The organism is Dyella thiooxydans (assembly GCF_001641285.1).
Lineage (GTDB): Bacteria > Pseudomonadota > Gammaproteobacteria > Xanthomonadales > Rhodanobacteraceae > Dyella_A > Dyella_A thiooxydans.
The window spans coordinates 3,201,739-3,218,603 of sequence record NZ_CP014841.1 but is presented as its reverse complement, the minus strand read 5'-3'; the positions used below and the strand labels follow the sequence as shown (position 1 = coordinate 3,218,603).

The following is a 16,865-nucleotide window of genomic DNA, read 5'->3' as shown; positions in this document are numbered from 1 at the left end:
GCCGACTCCCCCGCGGCCGGGCCGTCGCGATCCGCCTGGATCGCGACGGCCCGCGGCCGTTTCCTCGAAGCCATGTCCGCCGACCGCCAGGCCGAGGGGGCGCAGCGATTCGACCGCGCCGGCGAGGCACTGGTCGACCGCCTCGCCTCGCTCTATGGCGAGCGCGGGGATTTCGCCGAGTGGCTCGGCGACTTGTGCCAGGCGCTGGGTACGCTCGCGGTGGCGCGGCCGCACGACCTGGCCGCGCTGGACCGCCAGCGCGAGTCGCGGCCGGACTGGTTCATCGAGCAGCGCATGCTGGGCTACTCGGCCTACGTGGACCGCTTCGGCGGCACGCTGGCCGGCGTCGCCGGGCGGATTCCCCATCTGGCCCGGCTCGGCGTGGACTACCTGCACCTGCTGCCGTTCCTGCGCGCGCGCAGCGGCGACAGCGACGGCGGCTTCGCCGTGGCCAGCTTCGACGAGGTGGAGCCGGCCTACGGCAGCATGGCCGACCTGGAGGCGCTCACCGCGCAGCTGCGCGAGGCCGGCATCAGCCTGTGCTCGGACCTGGTGCTCAACCATGTCGCCGACGACCACGCCTGGGCCCGCGCGGCGATGGCCGGCGATGCGGACAAGCGGGCGTTCTTCCACGTGTTCGCCGACCGCGCGCGGGCGGACGCCTACGAGGCCACGCTGGGTGAGGTGTTCCCGCAGGCCGCGCCGGGCAACTTCACCCACGTGCCGGCGATGGGTGGCTGGGTGTGGACCACGTTCTATCCGTTCCAGTGGGACCTCAACTACGCGCACCCGCCGGTGTTCGCCGAGATGGCGCAGGCGATGCTGCGGCTGGCCAACCGCGGCGTGGAGGTGTTCCGGCTCGATTCGGCGCCGTTCCTGTGGAAGCGGCCCGGTACGAACTGCCTCAATCAGCCCGAGGTGCACGTGGTGCTGGCCGCCCTGCGCGCCTGCGCCACGCTGGTGGCGCCGGGCGTGCTGCTGAAGGCCGAGGCGATCGTCCCGGTCGAGCAGGTGATGCCGTATTTCGGCGAGGGCGACCGACGCGGTCAGGAGTGCCAGCTCGCCTATCACAGCGGGCTGATGGCCAGCGCGTGGGCGGCCCTGGCCGAAGGCGACGCGGCGCTGCCGCGGCAGCTGCTGGCCCGCACGCCGGCGACCCCGCCGGGCACCGGCTGGATCACCTACGTACGCTGCCACGACGACATCGTGTGGAACGTGCTGCGCCCGCTGGTGGAATCGGCGGGCGGGGATTTCCATCAGCGGATCGGCCGCGCAGCGGCGTTCCTCGAGGGCCGGGTGCCGGGCAGCTTCGCCCGTGGCGCGGCGTTCCAGGCTGGCGACGACGACGCGATCCACGGCAGCAACGGCATGGCCGCGGCGCTGGTCGGCTTGCCGGACGATCCGCACGTGGCACCGGACCCGGCGGCCGTGCGCCGCTTCGTGCTGATGCACGCGCTGGCCCTGTGGGTCGGCGCGGTGCCGCTGCTGTACATGGGCGACGAACTGGGCCAGGGCAACAACGCCGACCCGGCCGACCGCGGGCGCATCGCCGCGGACGGTCGCTGGCTGCAGCGGCCGCACCTGTCGGCCGCGGCGATGGCGGCGCTGGAGCAGCAGCGCGGCGTGCCCGCCACCACCTTCGCGGCGCTGCGGGCGCTGGTCGCGGCGCGGCGACGGCCCGGCTTCCCGGCGCGCGAAGCGGTGCAGGTGGTCGATGCCGGTCACCCCGGCCTGCTCGCGCTGCGGCGCGGACCGGGCGCGCTGGCGCTGTTCCACTTCGGCCGCGAGCCGGTGGCGGTGGACCTGGCGGCGCTCGGCCTGCCGGCAGATGCGCGCGGCGCGATCTCCAGCGGCGTGGAGGACACCGGCCGCCTGCGCACGCTGGCGCCGTGGGCCACGCTGTGGATCATTCCGGAACGGGAGCCGGGCGATGCGTGAACCCTCGCGGCCGCTGGTATTCGGCGAGGCGCTGGTGGACGCCTTCGCCGACGGCGTGGTGCCCGGCGGCGCACCGTTCAACGTGGCCTGCCACCTGGCGGCGCTGGGTTGTCTGCCACGGCTGGTGACGCGGCTTGGCCGCGATCCGGCGGGCGACGCGCTGCGCGCCGCCGCCGCGCGCTTCGGGCTGTCGCTGGACGATGCGCGGGCGGATGCGGAGACCGCACGCGTGCTCGTCCACGAGCAGCCGCAAGGGCACGCGTTCGAGATTCCCGACGCGCAGGCGTTCGACCGCATCGACGCGGCCGACGCGGTGGCGGTCGCGCAGCGCGTAGGGCCCGGCGCCTGGTTGTACTTCGGCACGCTGGCGCTGCGTGCCGGCCCGTCGCGCCAGGCGCTGGCGGCGATCCGCACGACGCTGTCGCACCGCGCCTACGTCGACCTCAACTGGCGCGAGGCAGGGCCTGCGCCGTCGGTGATCCTCGATCTGCTGCGCGACATCCGCGTGCTCAAGCTCAGCGACGACGAACTGGGGCGGCTGCTCGGCTGGCTCGATCTCGATGGCCCCGCCGAAGTGCCCGTGCCGGGCGACCGCGACGCCGGTATCGCCGCGCTGTGCGAGCGCACCGGCGCGCGCACGCTGCTGGTGACCCACGGTGGCGAGGGTGCCGTCGCCTGGGACGCCGGAGGGCATTGCACGGCCCGCGCGCCGGCACCGCCGCTGGCGCGGATCGTCGACACCGTCGGCGCCGGCGACGCTTTCAGCGGCATGATGCTGGCCGGGCTGGCGCAGGGCGAGGCCGCCGAGGCGGTGCTGGAGCGGGCGGTGGCCTTCGCCAGCGCCAGCTGCGGCTGGCGCGGCGCGCTGCCGGCCGATCCGGCCGTGTACGCTCGCTGGCGCAGGCCGGCCCATCATGCCGACTCCGGGGAAGCCACCGCATGACGATGCACAAGCCACGCCTCGCGTTCTGGCAGATCGTCAACATGAACGTCGGGTTCTTCGGCATCCAGTTCAGCTTCGGGCTGCAGCAGAGCAACATGAGCCCGATCTACAAGTACCTGGGCGCGAACGACGCCACCCTGCCCTACCTGTGGCTGGCCGGGCCGATCACCGGCCTGCTGGTGCAGCCGCTGATCGGCGCGATGAGCGACCGCACCGACAGCCGCTTCGGCCGGCGCACGCCGTACTTCCTGATCGGCGCGCTGATCTGCAGCCTGTGCCTGCTGGCGATGCCGTTCAGTCCGGCGCTGTGGGTGGCGGCCAGCCTGCTGTGGATCCTTGACGCGGCCAACAACGTGACGATGGAGCCGTACCGCGCCTTCGTCAGCGACCGCCTCGACGCCTCCCAGCACAGCGCCGGCTTCCTCACCCAGAGCGCGTTCACCGGGCTGTCGCAGACGCTGGCCTACCTCACCCCGTCGCTGCTGGTGTTCGCCGGGCTCGACCTGACCGCCACCAACGCGCACGGCATCCCGTATGCGGTGGTGACCGCGTTCGTGATCGGCGCGGTGTTCTCGATCGGTTCGGTCGGCTGGTCGGCGTGGACCACGCCGGAGCTGCCGCTGGACGCGGCCGAGCGCGCCGCCCTGCGCGCACGGCCGCGCTCGCTGCGCGCCACGCTGGCGGAGATCGTCGACGCGGTCCGGCAGATGCCGCCGACCATGCGCCAGCTCGCGGTGATGATGCTGTGCCAGTGGTACGCGATGTTCTGCTACTGGGAATACATCACGCTGTCGCTGGCGCGCACGCTCTACGGCAGCACCGACGCCGGCTCGGCCGGCTTCGGCGAGGCGGTGCTGGTCACCGGGCGCATCGGCGGCTTCTACAACGCGGTGGCGTTCGTCGCGGCGCTGGCGATGCTGCCGCTGGCGCGACGGATGGGCGCGCCGGTGCTGCACGCGATCTGCCTCACCCTCGGCGGCCTCGGCCTGCTGGCGCTGCCGCTGATCCACGATCCGTGGTGGCTGCTGCTGCCGATGCTCGGCCTGGGCCTGACCTGGGCCAGCCTGATGGGCAACCCCTACGCGATGCTCGCCGGCTGCATCCCGCCGGAGCGCGCCGGCGTGTACATGGGCATCTTCAACGGCTTCATCGTGCTGCCGATGCTGATCCAGATCCTCACCGTGCCGCTGCTCTACCACCGCGTGCTGGGCGACAACCCGGAGAACGTGATCCGGCTGGCCGGCATCGGCCTGCTCGCCGCGGCGCTGCTGGCGCTGCGCGTGAAGCGCCCGGCGCACTGACCGGCGTCCGCCCACGAAAAAGGGGAGCCTCGCGGCTCCCCTCCTTCGTCGCATCCGACCGCGGCGGTCAGATCGCGTAGTACATCTGGAACTCCAGCGGGTGGGTGCTGGCGCGGTAGGCGGTGACTTCCTTCATCTTCAGCTCGATATAGGCATCGATGAAGTCGTCGGTGAACACGCCACCAGCCTTGAGGAACTCGCGATCCTTGTCCAGCGCTTCCAGCGCGGCGTCGAGGCTGGAGCACACCTGCGGGATGTTCTTCTCCTCTTCCGGCGGCAGGTCGTACAGGTCCTTGTCCGACGGCGCACCCGGGTCGATCTTGTTCAGGATGCCGTCCAGGCCGGCCATCATCAGCGCGGTGAAGGTGAGGTAGCCGGACTGCAGCGGATCGGGGAAGCGCACCTCGATGCGACGGCCCTTCGGGCTGGACACGTACGGGATGCGGCAGCTGGCCGAACGGTTGCGGGCCGAGTAGGCCAGCATCACCGGCGCCTCGAAGCCCGGCACCAGGCGCTTGTAGCTGTTGGTGCCGGAGTTGGAGAACGCGTTGATCGCCTTGGCGTGCTTGAAGATGCCGCCGATGTACCACAGCGCGGTCTGGCTCAGGCCGCCGTACAGGTCGCCGGCGAACAGGTTGTTGCCGTCCTTCGACAGCGACTGGTGCACGTGCATGCCGCTGCCGTTGTCGCCGACGATCGGCTTGGGCATGAAGGTGACGGTCTTGCCGTTCTGGTGGGCGACGTTCTTGATCACGTACTTCAGGGTGATCAGCTCGTCGGCCTTCTTCACCAGCGTGTTGAACTTCACGCCGATCTCGCACTGGCCGGCGTTGGCCACCTCGTGGTGGTGCACCTCGACCGTCTGGCCAAGCGCCTCGAGCACCTTGCACATGTCGGCGCGCAGGTCGCCCAGCGAGTCGACCGGGCTGACCGGGAAGTAGCCGCCCTTCACGCCCGGACGGTGGCCGGTGTTGCCCTCGTCGTACTTGAAGCGCGAGCTCCAGGAAGCTTCCTCGGACTCGATCTCGTAGAACACGCGGCCCATGTCGTTCTGCCAGCGCACCGAGTCGAAGATGAAGAATTCCGGCTCCGGACCGAAGAACGCCGTGTCGGCCACGCCGGTGGACTTCAGGAACGCCTCGGCGCGCTTGGCGATCGAGCGCGGGTCGCGGCCGTAGGCCTGCATGGTCGAGGGCTCGAGCACGTCGCAGTGGAGCACCAGCTGCGGGTGGCCGCTGAACGGGTCGATGTAGGCGGTGTCGGCATCGGGCATCAGGATCATGTCCGACTCGTTGATGCCCTTCCAGCCCGAGATCGACGAGCCGTCGAACATCTTGCCGTCCTCGAAGGTGCTCTCGTCGATGGCGTGGGCCGGGAAGGTGACGTGGTGCTGCTTGCCCAGCATGTCGACGAAGCGGAAGTCGACGAACTCGACGTCATGCTCCTGGATCAGGTCAAGCACTTTGGCAACGGACATGGAAGAACCTCGGTGGTGGATTGGCAGCAGGGTTTTAGCAAGCGCCATGCCACCCCCGGTACCGGTCGCGCGCCGCGCTGGCATGCGGTTCGCGGGGACGGCGGGGCGAGCTGACGCATCAAACGTGGGCAACGATAACCGGATTTTGCACTAAAAAGGGGCGCGCCCGTTCCACGACGCGGGCGCGCCCAAGGTTCACCCTTCGTAGGCGCTCTCGCCGTGCGAGGTGATGTCCAGACCCTCGCGCTCGGCCTCGGCGGAGACCCGCAGCCCGAAGATCAGCTTCACCACCAGATAGGCGATGACCGAGACCACGCCGCTCCACACCAGGGTCACGCCGACGCCCAGCGCCTGCACGCCGACCTGCTGCAGCATGGTGCTGTTGCCGCTGCCGTAACCGGTGCCGCCGAGCATCGGGGCGCTGAACACCCCGGTGAGCAGGGCGCCGACGATGCCGCCCACGCCGTGCACGCCGAACACGTCCAGCGCGTCGTCGGCACGCAGCAGCTTCTTCAGACCGGTCACGCCCCAGACGCAGGCGAGGCTGGCCGCCGCGCCGATCGCGATCGAGCCCATCGGACCGACCGTGCCGCAGGCCGGCGTGATCGCCACCAGACCGGCCACCGCGCCCGACGCGCCGCCGACCATCGACGGCTTGCCCTTGTGTACCGCCTCGATCAGCAGCCACACCAGCACCGCCGCCGCCGTCGCCACCAGGGTATTGATGAAGGCAAGCGCCGCGCCGGCGTTCGACTCCAGGTTGGAACCGGCGTTGAAGCCGAACCAGCCCACCCACAGGATCGCCGCGCCGACCATGGTGAAGGTCACGTTGTGCGGCTTCATCGACTCACGCCCCAGGCCCAGCCGCGGACCGACGAAGTAGGCGCCGACCAGGCCGGCGATACCGGCATTGATGTGCACCACCGTGCCGCCGGCGAAGTCCAGCGCGCCCTTGGCGAACATGAAGCCGTCCGGGCCGTACCAGACCATGTGCGCGATCGGCAGGTAGGCGAAGGTGAACCACAGCGCGCAGAACACCAGCACCGCGCGGAAACGCATGCGCTCGGCGAACGCACCGACGATCAGCGCGCCGGTGATGCCGGCGAAGGTCGACTGGAACACCACGAACACGTATTCGGGCAAGGCTACGCCCGTGGTGAAGGTGGCGGCCAGGCTGTCCTTGGTGACGCCCTTGAGGAACAGCTTGTCCAGGTTGCCGATGAAGGCGTTGCCGCCGTTGAAGGCCAGCGTGTAGCCGTAGATCACCCACAGCACCACGATCATCGAGAACACCGTCATCACCTGCATCAGGATCGACAGTACGTTCTTCGAGCGCACCAGGCCACCGTAGAACAGGGCCAGGCCCGGCACCGTCATCAGCAGCACCAGCAGGGTGGAAGTGAGCATCCAGGCCACATCGCCCTTGTCGACGGTGGGTGCCGCCTCGGCGGCATGGCTGACCGGCGACACGAGCAGCATGCACAGCACGGCGAACAGAATTGCCCACGCCGGGAGCGCCCGGGCGGAGCGGGAAAGCGCGATCTCTTTCATGGAAGACCTCGTGGAAGCGGAGTCAGAGGGCATCGGCGTCGAGTTCGCCGGTGCGGATGCGGACGACCTGCTCGACCGGGCTGACGAAGATCTTTCCGTCACCCACGTTGCCGGTCCTGGCGGACTGCTGGATCGCCTCCAGCGCGCCGTCGAGCTGCTCGTCGGTGACCACCACGTCCACCTTCAGCTTGGGCAGGAAGTCCACGACGTATTCGGCGCCGCGGTACATCTCGGTATGCCCCTTCTGGCGTCCGAAGCCGCGCACCTCGGTCACCGTGATGCCGCTCACGCCCGCCGCGGCGAGCGCATCGCGCACCTCGTCGAGCCTGTACGGCCGGATGATGCAACTGATCAATTTCATGCCTGTCTCCCCCGCATGGCTTGATTCACGTGGAAGGCGACGACCCCCCGGTCGCCGCCAGGAAGCCGCTCAGAACGACTTGCTGAGCGTGAGCACGCCGGTGGCGCGCCCGACGTAGTGGCCGTAGGCATTGCTGTAGACGCTGCGCGAGGCATTGGTGTCGTAGTAGCCCAGCGACACCGAGTAGCCGTGGTCGAAGGCCTTGGTCACGCCCACCTTCCAGTCGCTGTACGAGGCACCGGAAACGTTCTTCACGTTCTGGTGGCCGGCGTGCAGGTTGAGCGTCCAGCCCGGGCTGACTTCGACGTTGTAGGAAAGGTCGACGTAGCCCGAGTTCTTGCTGTCGGCGAAGCCGAACAGGTTGGTGAGCGCATGCGAATACTTCAGCGTGACGCCCTTGTAGCCCAGCGAGCCGTAGACCTCGGTGGTGTAGGGGCGGGTGAAGCCGCTCGGGTAGCTGCCCGGGTAGTAGTACTCGTACAGGCCGACGTCGTAGCTCCAGTCGCCGGCGAGGCTGCCGCGGAAGCCGGTATAGAAATCCAGCTCCAGGCTGCTGGAGATGTGCGCGGCGTCGGTCGACGCGTCGGACAGCCAGCTGATGTTGCTGCCCCAGGCACCGACGTACCAGCCGCTGGCATGGTCGTATTCGATGCCCGGCTGCACCGCCGGCTTCCAGTTGGTCTGCGACAGGCCGCGGAACAGGTAGTCGTTGACCACCGCCACGCTTCCCGCCACCGAGCTCTGCGGCGCGTCGGCCGCCATCGCCGGCATGGCGACCATCACCGCCATCATTGCCGCCCCCCACATCGACCGCTGCACACTTCGTTTCATCGACCCTCTCCCGTGCCAGAGTGAGCGCCCCGCACACGACGTCTGGACGTCCGTGCATGGAACGCATGACCAGGCCAGCGACGGTCGCCCCGAACAGGGGACGCGACCGCCCGACCGAGTTATCGGTAAGCAAGTAGCTCGCTACAGCGCGAAAGCGCCCTGACCCGTCGGGCCGGCGCAGCGGCCAGCCGGTCCCGTCACCGCGCGGCGCGGCCGGGCGGCTGGATCCAGGGTGTGTGGCGGATCGGCCAGCCGACAGGCGGCGGGCGATGAAGAGGCGGGCTCACGTCCAGCAAGCCGCATGATTCGGCAGGGGTCGGAGGCAACGATGGCGGCGTCGCGGATATCGCGCGCCCGGCCAGGCGAATGTCTCCCCGCTGCCGGCTCCAGCTAATCGCAGGCGCGTGACTTGCGCTGCCTCGCGGTGCAGCCAGAGCCTTGCTGCAGTTTGATCCTGCCTTATGACTTGCTGCATTGCAATAAGGTGACCTGGGCGTTGCTTATCACATTTCGTTACAAGAACGCTGCAACGCCGCACGGAAAATCCACGGATGATCGGTCTCGACGTTGCCCGGCGAACGCCCCGGTTCCGCAGGCCATTTCGCAGCCGCAGCCCGTATGCTGTCGCCCTTTGTGGCGGCCACGGTGGCCGTCCCCGCGCCAAGGCCCGCTCCAGTGATCGATCTGCTCCGCGTCATCCTCCTCGGCATCATCGAAGGCATCACCGAGTTCCTCCCCATCTCCAGCACCGGCCACCTGCTGATCGCGGAAAAGCTCGGACTGGGCGCACGATCGGACCTGTTCAACGTCGGCATCCAGGCCGGGGCGATCCTGGCGGTCACGCTGATCTACTGGAAGCGCATCTGGCAGCTGCTGACGCAGTGGCGCGATCCGGCCAACCGCGACTACCTGGCCAAGCTGACCGTCGCCTTCCTGATCACCGCGGTGCTCGGGCTGATCGCGGTGAAGCATGGCTTCAAGCTGCCGGAGACGGTAACGCCGGTGGCCTGGGCGCTGGTGATCGGCGGCGTGTGGATGATTGCCGCCGAGCAGCTCGCTGCACGGCGGCCACCCAGCACGCAGGTGACGTGGACCGTGGCGATCCTGGTGGGTGTCGCGCAGATGGTGGCGGGCATCTTTCCGGGCACCTCGCGCTCCTCGGCAACGATCTTCACCGCGCTGCTGGCCGGTACCGGCGATCGGCCCGCTGCGACCGAGTTCGCCTTCCTGGTCGGCATCCCGACGATGTACGCGGCCACCGGCTACGAGCTGCTGAAGGTGCTGAAGAACGGCGGCGCCGCGCACGAGGACTGGACCGCGCTGGCGGTCGGCTTCGTGGTATCGGCGGTGGTCGCGTTCGCGGCGGTGAAGTGGCTGCTCGGCTATATCCGCACCCACCGCTTCACCGCCTTCGCGATCTACCGCATCGCGCTGGGCCTGGCGCTGCTGGCCTGGATGCCGCTGGGCAGCTGAGCCCGCGCCGGGGCCTTCGCCACCACCGACGGTGCCGGCACCGCGGGCATCGTCGGGCGCTTCAGCACATCCGGCTCATTCAGCGCGTCGAACAGCTCGCGCACCCAGCCGATGAAGGCGCGCACGCGCGCCGACAGGTGGCGCTTCTGCGGGTAGACGATCCACACCGGCTTGCCGGTGGAGCGCACGTCGGTCATCACCAGTTCGAGCATGCCCTTGCTGAGCAGGCACGAGGCCAACAGGTGCGGCGCCTGGGTAATGCCCAGCCCCTCGCTGACCGCCTGGATCACCGACTCGCCGTCGTTGATCAGCAGGTGGGCGTCGATGTCCACCTCGACCCGCCCGTCCGGTCCGTCGAACTGCCACTGCCGCGGCTTGCCGTTCGGGTACACGTAGTTGATGCAGCGATGGTGCCTGAGGTCCTCGATACCGGCCGGGGCACCATGCCGCGTGAGGTAATCGGGCGAGGCGAGCACCACGTTGCGCAGGTAACCGATCTTGTGCGCGATGTGGCTGGAGTCCTCCAGCTGGCCGACGCGGATCGCGCAATCGATGCCCTCGCCGTTGAGGTCGCCGGGCAGGTCGCTCATCAGCAACTCGAGCCGGATGTCGGGATAGCGCTTCTCGAACTCGGCCAGGCGCGGGATCAGCGCGGCCCGTCCCACGCCCAATGACAACCCCACACGCAACTTGCCGGCCGGCTCGCGGCTGGCCTCGCCCAGCGCCTCGGTCGCCTCGCTGAGGTCGGCGAGGATCTCCCTGCAGCGGGCATGGAAGGCCGCGCCGTCCTCGGTCAGCCGCAGCGAGCGGGTGGAGCGGAACAGCAGCCGCGCGCCGAGCCGGGCTTCCAGCCGGGACACCGCGCGACTGACCCCGGAAGGCGTCATGCCGAGCTGGGCGGCGGCGGCGGCGAAGCTGTTGGCCTCGACCACGCGAACGAAGACTGAGATAGCGGAAAAGTCTTCCATCAGGGCTTTCCTCAGGCGATTGGTGACTGACAGTCACCATTGCATTGCACCAAACGACGGTTTTCTATACCGGACAGTGTACCTATTCTCCCGGGCCTCGCCGACTCCCCCCGGTTCGGCGCACGTTGCTCAGGGAGCCCGTCATGCAGAAACGCTGGATCTTCATCGCCCTCGCCGTGGCGCTCGCCGCCGGCAGCTGGGCCGTCCTGGACCATCACGGCGGCAGCCAGGCGCAGGCCGCGCCACCGCCGCCCGCCGTCACCGTCGCCCGGACCCTGGTCCGCGCCGTCGGCGACACCGCCCAGTTCACCGGCCACCTGCAGGCCGTCGACACCGTGCAGGTGCACCCGCGCGTCAGCGGCTACATCGACAGCGTGCTGTTCAAGGAAGGCACGCTGGTACACAAGGGTGAGCTGCTGTTCCGCATCGATCCCCGGCCCTACCAGGCCGAGGTCGACCGCCTGCGGGCCAATCTCGCCCAGGCCCGTGCCGAGGCGAAGCTGGCCGAAGAGAATGCCGCGCGCGGCACGCGGCTGGTGGCCCAGCATGCGATCTCGCGCGAGGAGGCCGACCGGCTGGACACCGCCGCCGCCAGTGCCCGCTCGCAGATCGCCGCGACCGCCGCCGCGCTGGACGCCGCGCAGCTCAACCGCGAGTTCACCGAGGTGCGCGCGCCGATCGACGGCCGCGTCGGCAATGCCGAAATCACCGCCGGCAACCTGGTGACGCCCGCCGACGTGCTGACCAGCGTGGTCAGCGTGAATCCGGTCTACGCGTATTTCGACGTCGACGAGCACAGCTACCTCGAGCTCGACCACCTGCGCCGCGACCACCGCAGCCCGCCGCAGGTGGCGATGGCCCTGGCGGACGAGTCCGGCTTCCCCCATGCCGGCCGCCTCGACTTCGTCGACAACCAGCTCGACACCGCCAGCGGCACCATCCGCCTGCGCGCGGTGTTCGACAACACCGACGGCCGCTACACCCCGGGCCTGTACGTGCGCCTGCAGCTGCGCACCGACAGCGCCAAGCCGCGTGCACTGATCGACGACCGCGCCGTCGGCACCGATCTGGGCAACAAGTTCGTCTACGTGCTCGGCAAGGACGGCACGGTGAGCTACCGCAAGGTCACCACCGGCCCGCTGGTCGACGGCCTGCGCGTGATCGAGCACGGCCTCGGCGCCGACGACGTGGTGGTGGTGAACGGCCTGCAGCACGTGCGCCCCGGCATGCCGGTGAACGCGACCCGCGTGTCGATGGAGTCGCGCAGCCTGGACCCCGATACCCAACTGGCCTCCGGCGGCAGCAATCCGTCGCAGGGCCCGGCGCTGACCCGCGCCCAGGACTGATCCCATGAAACTCGCCCAATACTTCGTCGATCGACCGATCCTCGCCGGCGTGCTGTCGGTGCTGATCGTCATCGCCGGTGCGATCTCGCTGTTCCAGTTGCCGATCAGCGAGTACCCGGAGGTGGTGCCGCCCACCGTGGTGGTGCGCGCCAGCTACCCCGGCGCCAACCCCAAGGTGATCGCCGAGACCGTCGCCACGCCGCTGGAAACCCAGATCAACGGCGTGGAAGGCATGCTCTACACCTCCTCGCAGGCGACCAGCGACGGTGCGATGACGCTGACCGTCACCTTCGCCCTCGGCACCGACCTGGACAACGCCCAGGTGCAGGTGCAGAACCGTGTGGCGCAGGCGCTGCCGCGCCTGCCGGAGGAAGTGCAGCGACTCGGCGTGACCACGCAGAAGAGCTCGCCTGACCTGACCATGGTGGTGCACCTGATCTCGCCGGACCAGCGCTACGACATGCTGTACCTGTCGAACTACGCGCGCCTGCACATCAAGGACCAGCTTGCCCGCCTGGACGGCGTCGGCGACGTGCAGATCTTCGGCGCCGGCGAGTACAGCATGCGTGTGTGGCTGGACCCGGACCGCATGGCCCAGCGCGGCCTGACCACCGGCGACATCGTGCACGCGATCCAGGAACAGAACGTCGACGTCGCCGCCGGCGCGCTGAACGCGCCGCCGGACCGTGGCAACGCGGCGTTCCAGCTCAACATCAACACCCGTGGCCGGCTGGTCAGTGCGGACGACTTCCGCAACATCGTGGTGCGCACCGCCAAGGACGGCGCGGTGACCCACCTGCGTGACGTCGCCCGCGTCGAGCTCGGTTCGAACAACTACGCGCTGCGCAGCCTGCTCGACAACAAGCCGGCGGTGGCGTTGCCGGTGTTCGCCCGCCCCGGCTCCAACGCGATCCAGATCTCCAACGAGGTCCGCACCCTGATGGCCGGGCTGAAGAAGGATTTCCCGCAGGGCGTGGACTACCGCATCGTCTACGACCCCACCGTGTTCGTGCGTGGCTCGATCGAGGCGGTGGTGCACACGCTGTTCGAGGCGATCGTGCTGGTGGTGCTGGTGGTGATCCTGTTCCTGCAGACCTGGCGTGCGTCCGTGATCCCGCTGGTCGCGGTGCCGGTGTCGCTGGTCGGCACCTTCGCGGTGATGCACCTCGCCGGCTTCTCGCTCAACGCGCTGAGCCTGTTCGGCCTGGTGCTGGCGATCGGCATCGTGGTCGACGACGCGATCGTGGTGGTGGAGAACGTCGAGCGGCACATCGAGCACGGCATGGCGCCGCGCGAGGCGACCAAGCAGGCGATGAAGGAGGTGACCGGGCCGATCGTGGCCACGGCGCTGGTGCTGTGCGCGGTGTTCGTGCCGGCCGCCTTCATCAGCGGACTCACCGGCGAGTTCTATCGCCAGTTCGCGCTGACCATCGCGATCTCCACGGTGATCTCGGCGTTCAACTCGCTGACCCTGAGCCCGGCGCTGTCCGCGCTGCTGCTGCAGGAACGCGGCGCGCCGAAGGACCGCCTGAGCCGCGCCATCGACCGCGGCTTCGGCTGGCTGTTCCGCCCGTTCAACCGCTTCTTCGTGCGCAGCGCCAACGGCTACGTCGGCGGCGTGAAGCGGGTGCTGGGCAAGGGCTCGATCGCGCTGGTGATCTACGCCGGCCTGGTGCTGCTGGGCCTGTTCGGCTTCGCCAAGGTGCCGACCGGTTTCGTGCCGGCGCAGGACAAGCAGTACCTGGTGTCGTTCGCGCAGCTGCCCGACGCCGCCTCGCTGGACCGCTCGGAGGACGTGATCCGCCGCATGAGCGCGATCGCGCTGAAGCAGCCGGGCGTGGAGAACGCGGTGGCGTTTCCCGGCCTGTCGATCAACGGCTTCACCAACTCGCCGAACAGCGGCATCGTGTTCGTCACGCTCAATCCGTTCGACCAGCGGCGCGATCCGTCGTTGTCGGCCGGGGCGATCGCCGGTGCGCTGAACCAGAAGTTCGCGGCGATCCAGGACGCCTACATCGCGATCTTCCCGCCGCCGCCCGTGCAGGGCCTGGGCACCATCGGCGGCTTCCGCCTGCAGGTGGAGGACCGTGGCGACCTCGGCTACCAGGAGCTGTACAAGCAGACCCAGAACCTGATCGCGGCAAGCCGCAAGGAGCCGGCACTGGCCGGGCTGTTCTCCAGCTACCAGGTGGCGGTGCCGCAGATCGACGCCGAGGTGGACCGCGAGAAGGCCAAGGCCGAGGGCGTGGACCTGGCCGACGTCTACCAGACCATGCAGGCCTACCTGGGCTCGCTGTACGTGAACGACTTCAACCGCTTCGGACGCACCTACCAGGTGAACCTCTCCGCCGAGCCGCGCTTCCGCCGCGAGCCGGAGGACATCACCCAGCTGAAGACGCGCAACGCCGCCGGGCAGATGGTGCCGCTGGGCTCGTTCGTCCGGGTCAGCCAGACCGTGGGCCCGGACCGCGTGATGCACTACAACGGCTTCCCCACCGCCGAGATCAACGGCGGCCCGGCACCGGGGTACAGCTCGGGCCAGGCGCAGGCGGCGATCGAGCAGCTGGCCCACAAGACCCTGCCCAACGGCATGACGTTCGAGTGGACCGAGCTGACCTACCAGCAGATCCTCGCCGGCAACACCGCGGTGCTGGTGTTCCCGCTGTGCGTGCTGCTGGTGTTCCTGGTGCTGGCCTCGCTGTACGAGAGCGTGACCCTGCCGCTGGCGGTGATCCTGATCGTGCCGATGGTGCTGTTGTCCGCGATCGTGGGCGTGTGGCTGAGCGGTGGCGACAACAACATCTTCACCCAGATCGGCCTGATCGTGCTGGTCGGCCTGGCCTGCAAGAACGCGATCCTGATCGTCGAGTTCGCCCGCGAAGCGCAGATCCTGGAAGGCCTGGACCGCGTGCAGGCGGTGCTGGAAGCGGCGCGGCTGCGCTTGCGCCCGATCCTGATGACCTCGTTCGCCTTCATCATGGGCGTGGTGCCGCTGGTGCTCTCGCACGGCGCCGGCGCCGAGATGCGCCACGCGATGGGCGTGGCGGTGTTCTCCGGCATGCTCGGCGTCACCTTCTTCGGGCTGGCCTTCACCCCGCTGTTCTACGTGTTGATCCGTGGCTGGAGCGAGCGCGCCGCCGAGCGTCGCGCCGCCCGCAAGGCCGCCCGCGCCGCGCAGCTGTCGGCCCCGGCCCTCGAGGAGCATTGAGATGAATCACCCGATCCGTTGGAGCGCGCTCGCCGGCGCCCTGTTGCTGGCCGGCTGCATCAGCGTGGGACCGGACTACCACCGGCCCACGGAAAAGCCGGTGGCGCTGCAGGGCGTCGACGCCACGCGGCAGTCGGACGCAGCGTTCCAGGCCGCCTGGTGGAAGCAGTTCGGCGATCCCACGCTGGACGCACTGATCGCCCGCGCGGCGAAGAACAGCCCTGAGCTGAAGATCGCCGTGGCCCGGCTGAAGCAGTCGCGCGCGTTGCTCGGCACGGCCGAGTCACAGCAGTGGCCGGACATCCAGACCACCGCCGCGTACAGCCGCAGCCGCGAACAGACGCCCGGCTTCAGCAGCCAGCGCAACACGGTCACCAGCTACCAGGCCGGCTTCGACGCCAGCTGGGAGCTGGACCTGTTCGGCGGCGTGCGGCGCTCGGTGGAAGCCGCCCGCGCCGACAGCGACGCCGGCGAGGCCGCGCTGCAGGACGCGCAGGTCAGCCTGTTCGCCGAGGTGGCGCGCTACTACTTCGACCTGCGCGGCACCCAGTTGCGGCAGGACGTGGCGCGCCGCGACATCGCCAACCAGCAGGCCTCGCTGAAGCTGATCGCCAGCCGCGCCGAAATCGGCACCGGCTCGGACCAGGACGTGGCCAGCGCCCGCGCCCGCCTCGCCGGCGTGCAGGCCCAGCTGCCGCTGCTGGAAACCCAGGCGCAGGCCGACCGCTTCCATCTGGCGGTGCTGCTCGGCGAGCGTCCGGGCGCGCTGGACATCGACCTGTCGCCCCGGGGCTTCAAGCCGGTCGACACGGTGCTGCCGATCGGCCACGCCGACGACGTGCTGGCGCGCCGGCCGGACATCCGCGTCACCGAACGCGAGCTGGCCGCCGCCAACGCGCGGATCGGCGTGGCCAAGGCGGACTGGTTCCCGCATGTCTCGCTGGGCGGGTTCGTCGGCTTCCTGGCCGGGCGCAGCAACGACTTCGGCAGCCCCGCGACCCGCGCCTGGTCGGTGGCGCCGAGCATCCGCTGGGACGGCCTCAACGTGCAGCGGGTGCGCTCCGGCGTGAAGGCCAGCGAGGCGCGTGCCGACGAAGCCCGTGCCAACTACCAGCGCACCGTGCTGCGCGCGCTGGAGGATGTGGACAACGCGCTGGTCGGCTACAACCAGCAACGCGAGCGGGTACAGCACCTGGTCGAGCAGGCCGACCAGAGCCGGCACGCGGCGTCGCTGGCCAGGGCCCGCTACGAGGCCGGCGCCGCCGACTATCTGGAACTGCTGGACGCGGAGCGGACCCAGCTTGCGGCCGAAGACCAGCTGGCCGCCGCCGAAGCGGGCGTGAACCTGCAGGCGATCGCCCTGTACAAGGCCCTGGGCGGCGGCTGGCAGGCCTGCGGCGACGTGCAGTGCAGCGCGGTGGCGAAAGCCGACTGAGGAACGATCCGGGACGCGTCGCCAGGGATGGCG

The 16,865-nt window shown here is 69.6% G+C and carries 12 protein-coding genes; 7 read left to right on the top strand and 5 right to left on the bottom strand.

Annotated elements, in window-relative coordinates; translation table 11 throughout:
• Positions 1–72: 72 nt before the first annotated feature.
• From ATSB10_RS14605 to ATSB10_RS14595, 3 genes are read left to right on the top strand one after another with little or no spacing between them, the layout of a single operon-like run.
• Complete coding sequence (locus tag ATSB10_RS14605) at positions 73–1,938, top strand: alpha-amylase family glycosyl hydrolase (RefSeq protein ID WP_236886431.1); 1,866 nt, start codon at positions 73–75, stop codon at positions 1,936–1,938.
• Positions 1,931–2,881 carry a PfkB family carbohydrate kinase gene (locus tag ATSB10_RS14600; protein ID WP_063673484.1) on the top strand — a complete coding sequence of 317 codons (951 nt, stop codon included), beginning with the start codon at positions 1,931–1,933 and terminating at the stop codon, positions 2,879–2,881. The genes ATSB10_RS14605 and ATSB10_RS14600 overlap by 8 nt, the downstream gene beginning before the upstream one ends.
• Positions 2,878–4,182 (top strand): MFS transporter, encoded by a 1,305-nt coding sequence (locus ATSB10_RS14595; RefSeq protein ID WP_063673483.1) that lies wholly within the window; start codon positions 2,878–2,880, stop codon positions 4,180–4,182. The genes ATSB10_RS14600 and ATSB10_RS14595 overlap by 4 nt, the downstream gene beginning before the upstream one ends.
• 67 nt (positions 4,183–4,249) lie before the next feature.
• On the opposite strand, the gene glnA is transcribed toward ATSB10_RS14595, so the two are convergent.
• From glnA to ATSB10_RS14575, 4 genes are all read right to left on the bottom strand, one after another.
• Complete coding sequence (gene glnA, locus ATSB10_RS14590) at positions 4,250–5,659, bottom strand: type I glutamate--ammonia ligase (protein WP_063673482.1); 1,410 nt, start codon at positions 5,657–5,659, stop codon at positions 4,250–4,252.
• A gap of 195 nt (positions 5,660–5,854) precedes the next feature.
• On the bottom strand, positions 5,855–7,138 hold the full coding sequence (locus ATSB10_RS14585; RefSeq protein WP_063674515.1) for an ammonium transporter: 1,284 nt from the start codon (positions 7,136–7,138) through the stop codon (positions 5,855–5,857).
• Between the two features lie 94 nt (positions 7,139–7,232).
• Positions 7,233–7,571, bottom strand: coding sequence for a P-II family nitrogen regulator (locus tag ATSB10_RS14580; protein ID WP_063673481.1), 339 nt, complete (start codon positions 7,569–7,571; stop codon positions 7,233–7,235).
• A 69-nt stretch (positions 7,572–7,640) separates the two neighbouring features.
• Complete coding sequence (locus ATSB10_RS14575; protein ID WP_063673480.1) at positions 7,641–8,402, bottom strand: TorF family putative porin; 762 nt, start codon at positions 8,400–8,402, stop codon at positions 7,641–7,643.
• Positions 8,403–9,077: 675 nt separating this feature from the next.
• Between ATSB10_RS14575 and ATSB10_RS14570 the strand changes: the two genes are divergently transcribed.
• Entirely contained in the window at positions 9,078–9,875 is a 798-nt protein-coding gene (locus ATSB10_RS14570; RefSeq protein ID WP_157469275.1) for an undecaprenyl-diphosphate phosphatase, read from the top strand.
• Here ATSB10_RS14570 and ATSB10_RS14565 read toward each other — a convergent pair.
• Positions 9,821–10,843 carry a LysR family transcriptional regulator gene (locus tag ATSB10_RS14565; RefSeq protein WP_063673479.1) on the bottom strand — a complete coding sequence of 341 codons (1,023 nt, stop codon included), beginning with the start codon at positions 10,841–10,843 and terminating at the stop codon, positions 9,821–9,823. The two genes, ATSB10_RS14570 and ATSB10_RS14565, sit on opposite strands and share 55 nt — an antisense overlap.
• Positions 10,844–10,986: 143 nt before the next feature.
• On the opposite strand from ATSB10_RS14565, the gene ATSB10_RS14560 reads away from it, so the two are divergent.
• The 3 genes from ATSB10_RS14560 to ATSB10_RS14550 are packed head-to-tail and all read left to right on the top strand — an operon-like array spanning position 10,987 to position 16,832.
• A complete protein-coding gene (locus tag ATSB10_RS14560) occupies positions 10,987–12,189 on the top strand; it encodes an efflux RND transporter periplasmic adaptor subunit (RefSeq protein WP_063673478.1) in 1,203 nt (400 codons plus the stop codon).
• A 4-nt stretch (positions 12,190–12,193) separates the two neighbouring features.
• Entirely contained in the window at positions 12,194–15,397 is a 3,204-nt protein-coding gene (locus ATSB10_RS14555) for an efflux RND transporter permease subunit (RefSeq protein ID WP_063673477.1), read from the top strand.
• Position 15,398: 1 nt separating this feature from the next.
• Positions 15,399–16,832, top strand: coding sequence for an efflux transporter outer membrane subunit (locus ATSB10_RS14550; protein ID WP_063673476.1), 1,434 nt, complete (start codon positions 15,399–15,401; stop codon positions 16,830–16,832).
• The last annotated feature ends 33 nt before the right edge of the window (positions 16,833–16,865 follow it).

Coding starts and splice junctions, on each gene's coding strand:
- ATSB10_RS14605 (WP_236886431.1), top strand. CDS start 73: ATGTCCGCCGACCGCCAGGCCGAGGGGGCGCAGCGATTCGACCGCGCC.
- ATSB10_RS14595 (WP_063673483.1), top strand. CDS start 2,878: ATGACGATGCACAAGCCACGCCTCGCGTTCTGGCAGATCGTCAACATG.
- ATSB10_RS14550 (WP_063673476.1), top strand. CDS start 15,399: ATGAATCACCCGATCCGTTGGAGCGCGCTCGCCGGCGCCCTGTTGCTG.
- ATSB10_RS14565 (WP_063673479.1), bottom strand. CDS start 10,843: ATGGAAGACTTTTCCGCTATCTCAGTCTTCGTTCGCGTGGTCGAGGCC.
- ATSB10_RS14600 (WP_063673484.1), top strand. CDS start 1,931: ATGCGTGAACCCTCGCGGCCGCTGGTATTCGGCGAGGCGCTGGTGGAC.
- glnA (WP_063673482.1), bottom strand. CDS start 5,659: ATGTCCGTTGCCAAAGTGCTTGACCTGATCCAGGAGCATGACGTCGAG.
- ATSB10_RS14575 (WP_063673480.1), bottom strand. CDS start 8,402: ATGAAACGAAGTGTGCAGCGGTCGATGTGGGGGGCGGCAATGATGGCG.
- ATSB10_RS14580 (WP_063673481.1), bottom strand. CDS start 7,571: ATGAAATTGATCAGTTGCATCATCCGGCCGTACAGGCTCGACGAGGTG.
- ATSB10_RS14560 (WP_063673478.1), top strand. CDS start 10,987: ATGCAGAAACGCTGGATCTTCATCGCCCTCGCCGTGGCGCTCGCCGCC.
- ATSB10_RS14555 (WP_063673477.1), top strand. CDS start 12,194: ATGAAACTCGCCCAATACTTCGTCGATCGACCGATCCTCGCCGGCGTG.
- ATSB10_RS14585 (WP_063674515.1), bottom strand. CDS start 7,138: ATGCTGCTCGTGTCGCCGGTCAGCCATGCCGCCGAGGCGGCACCCACC.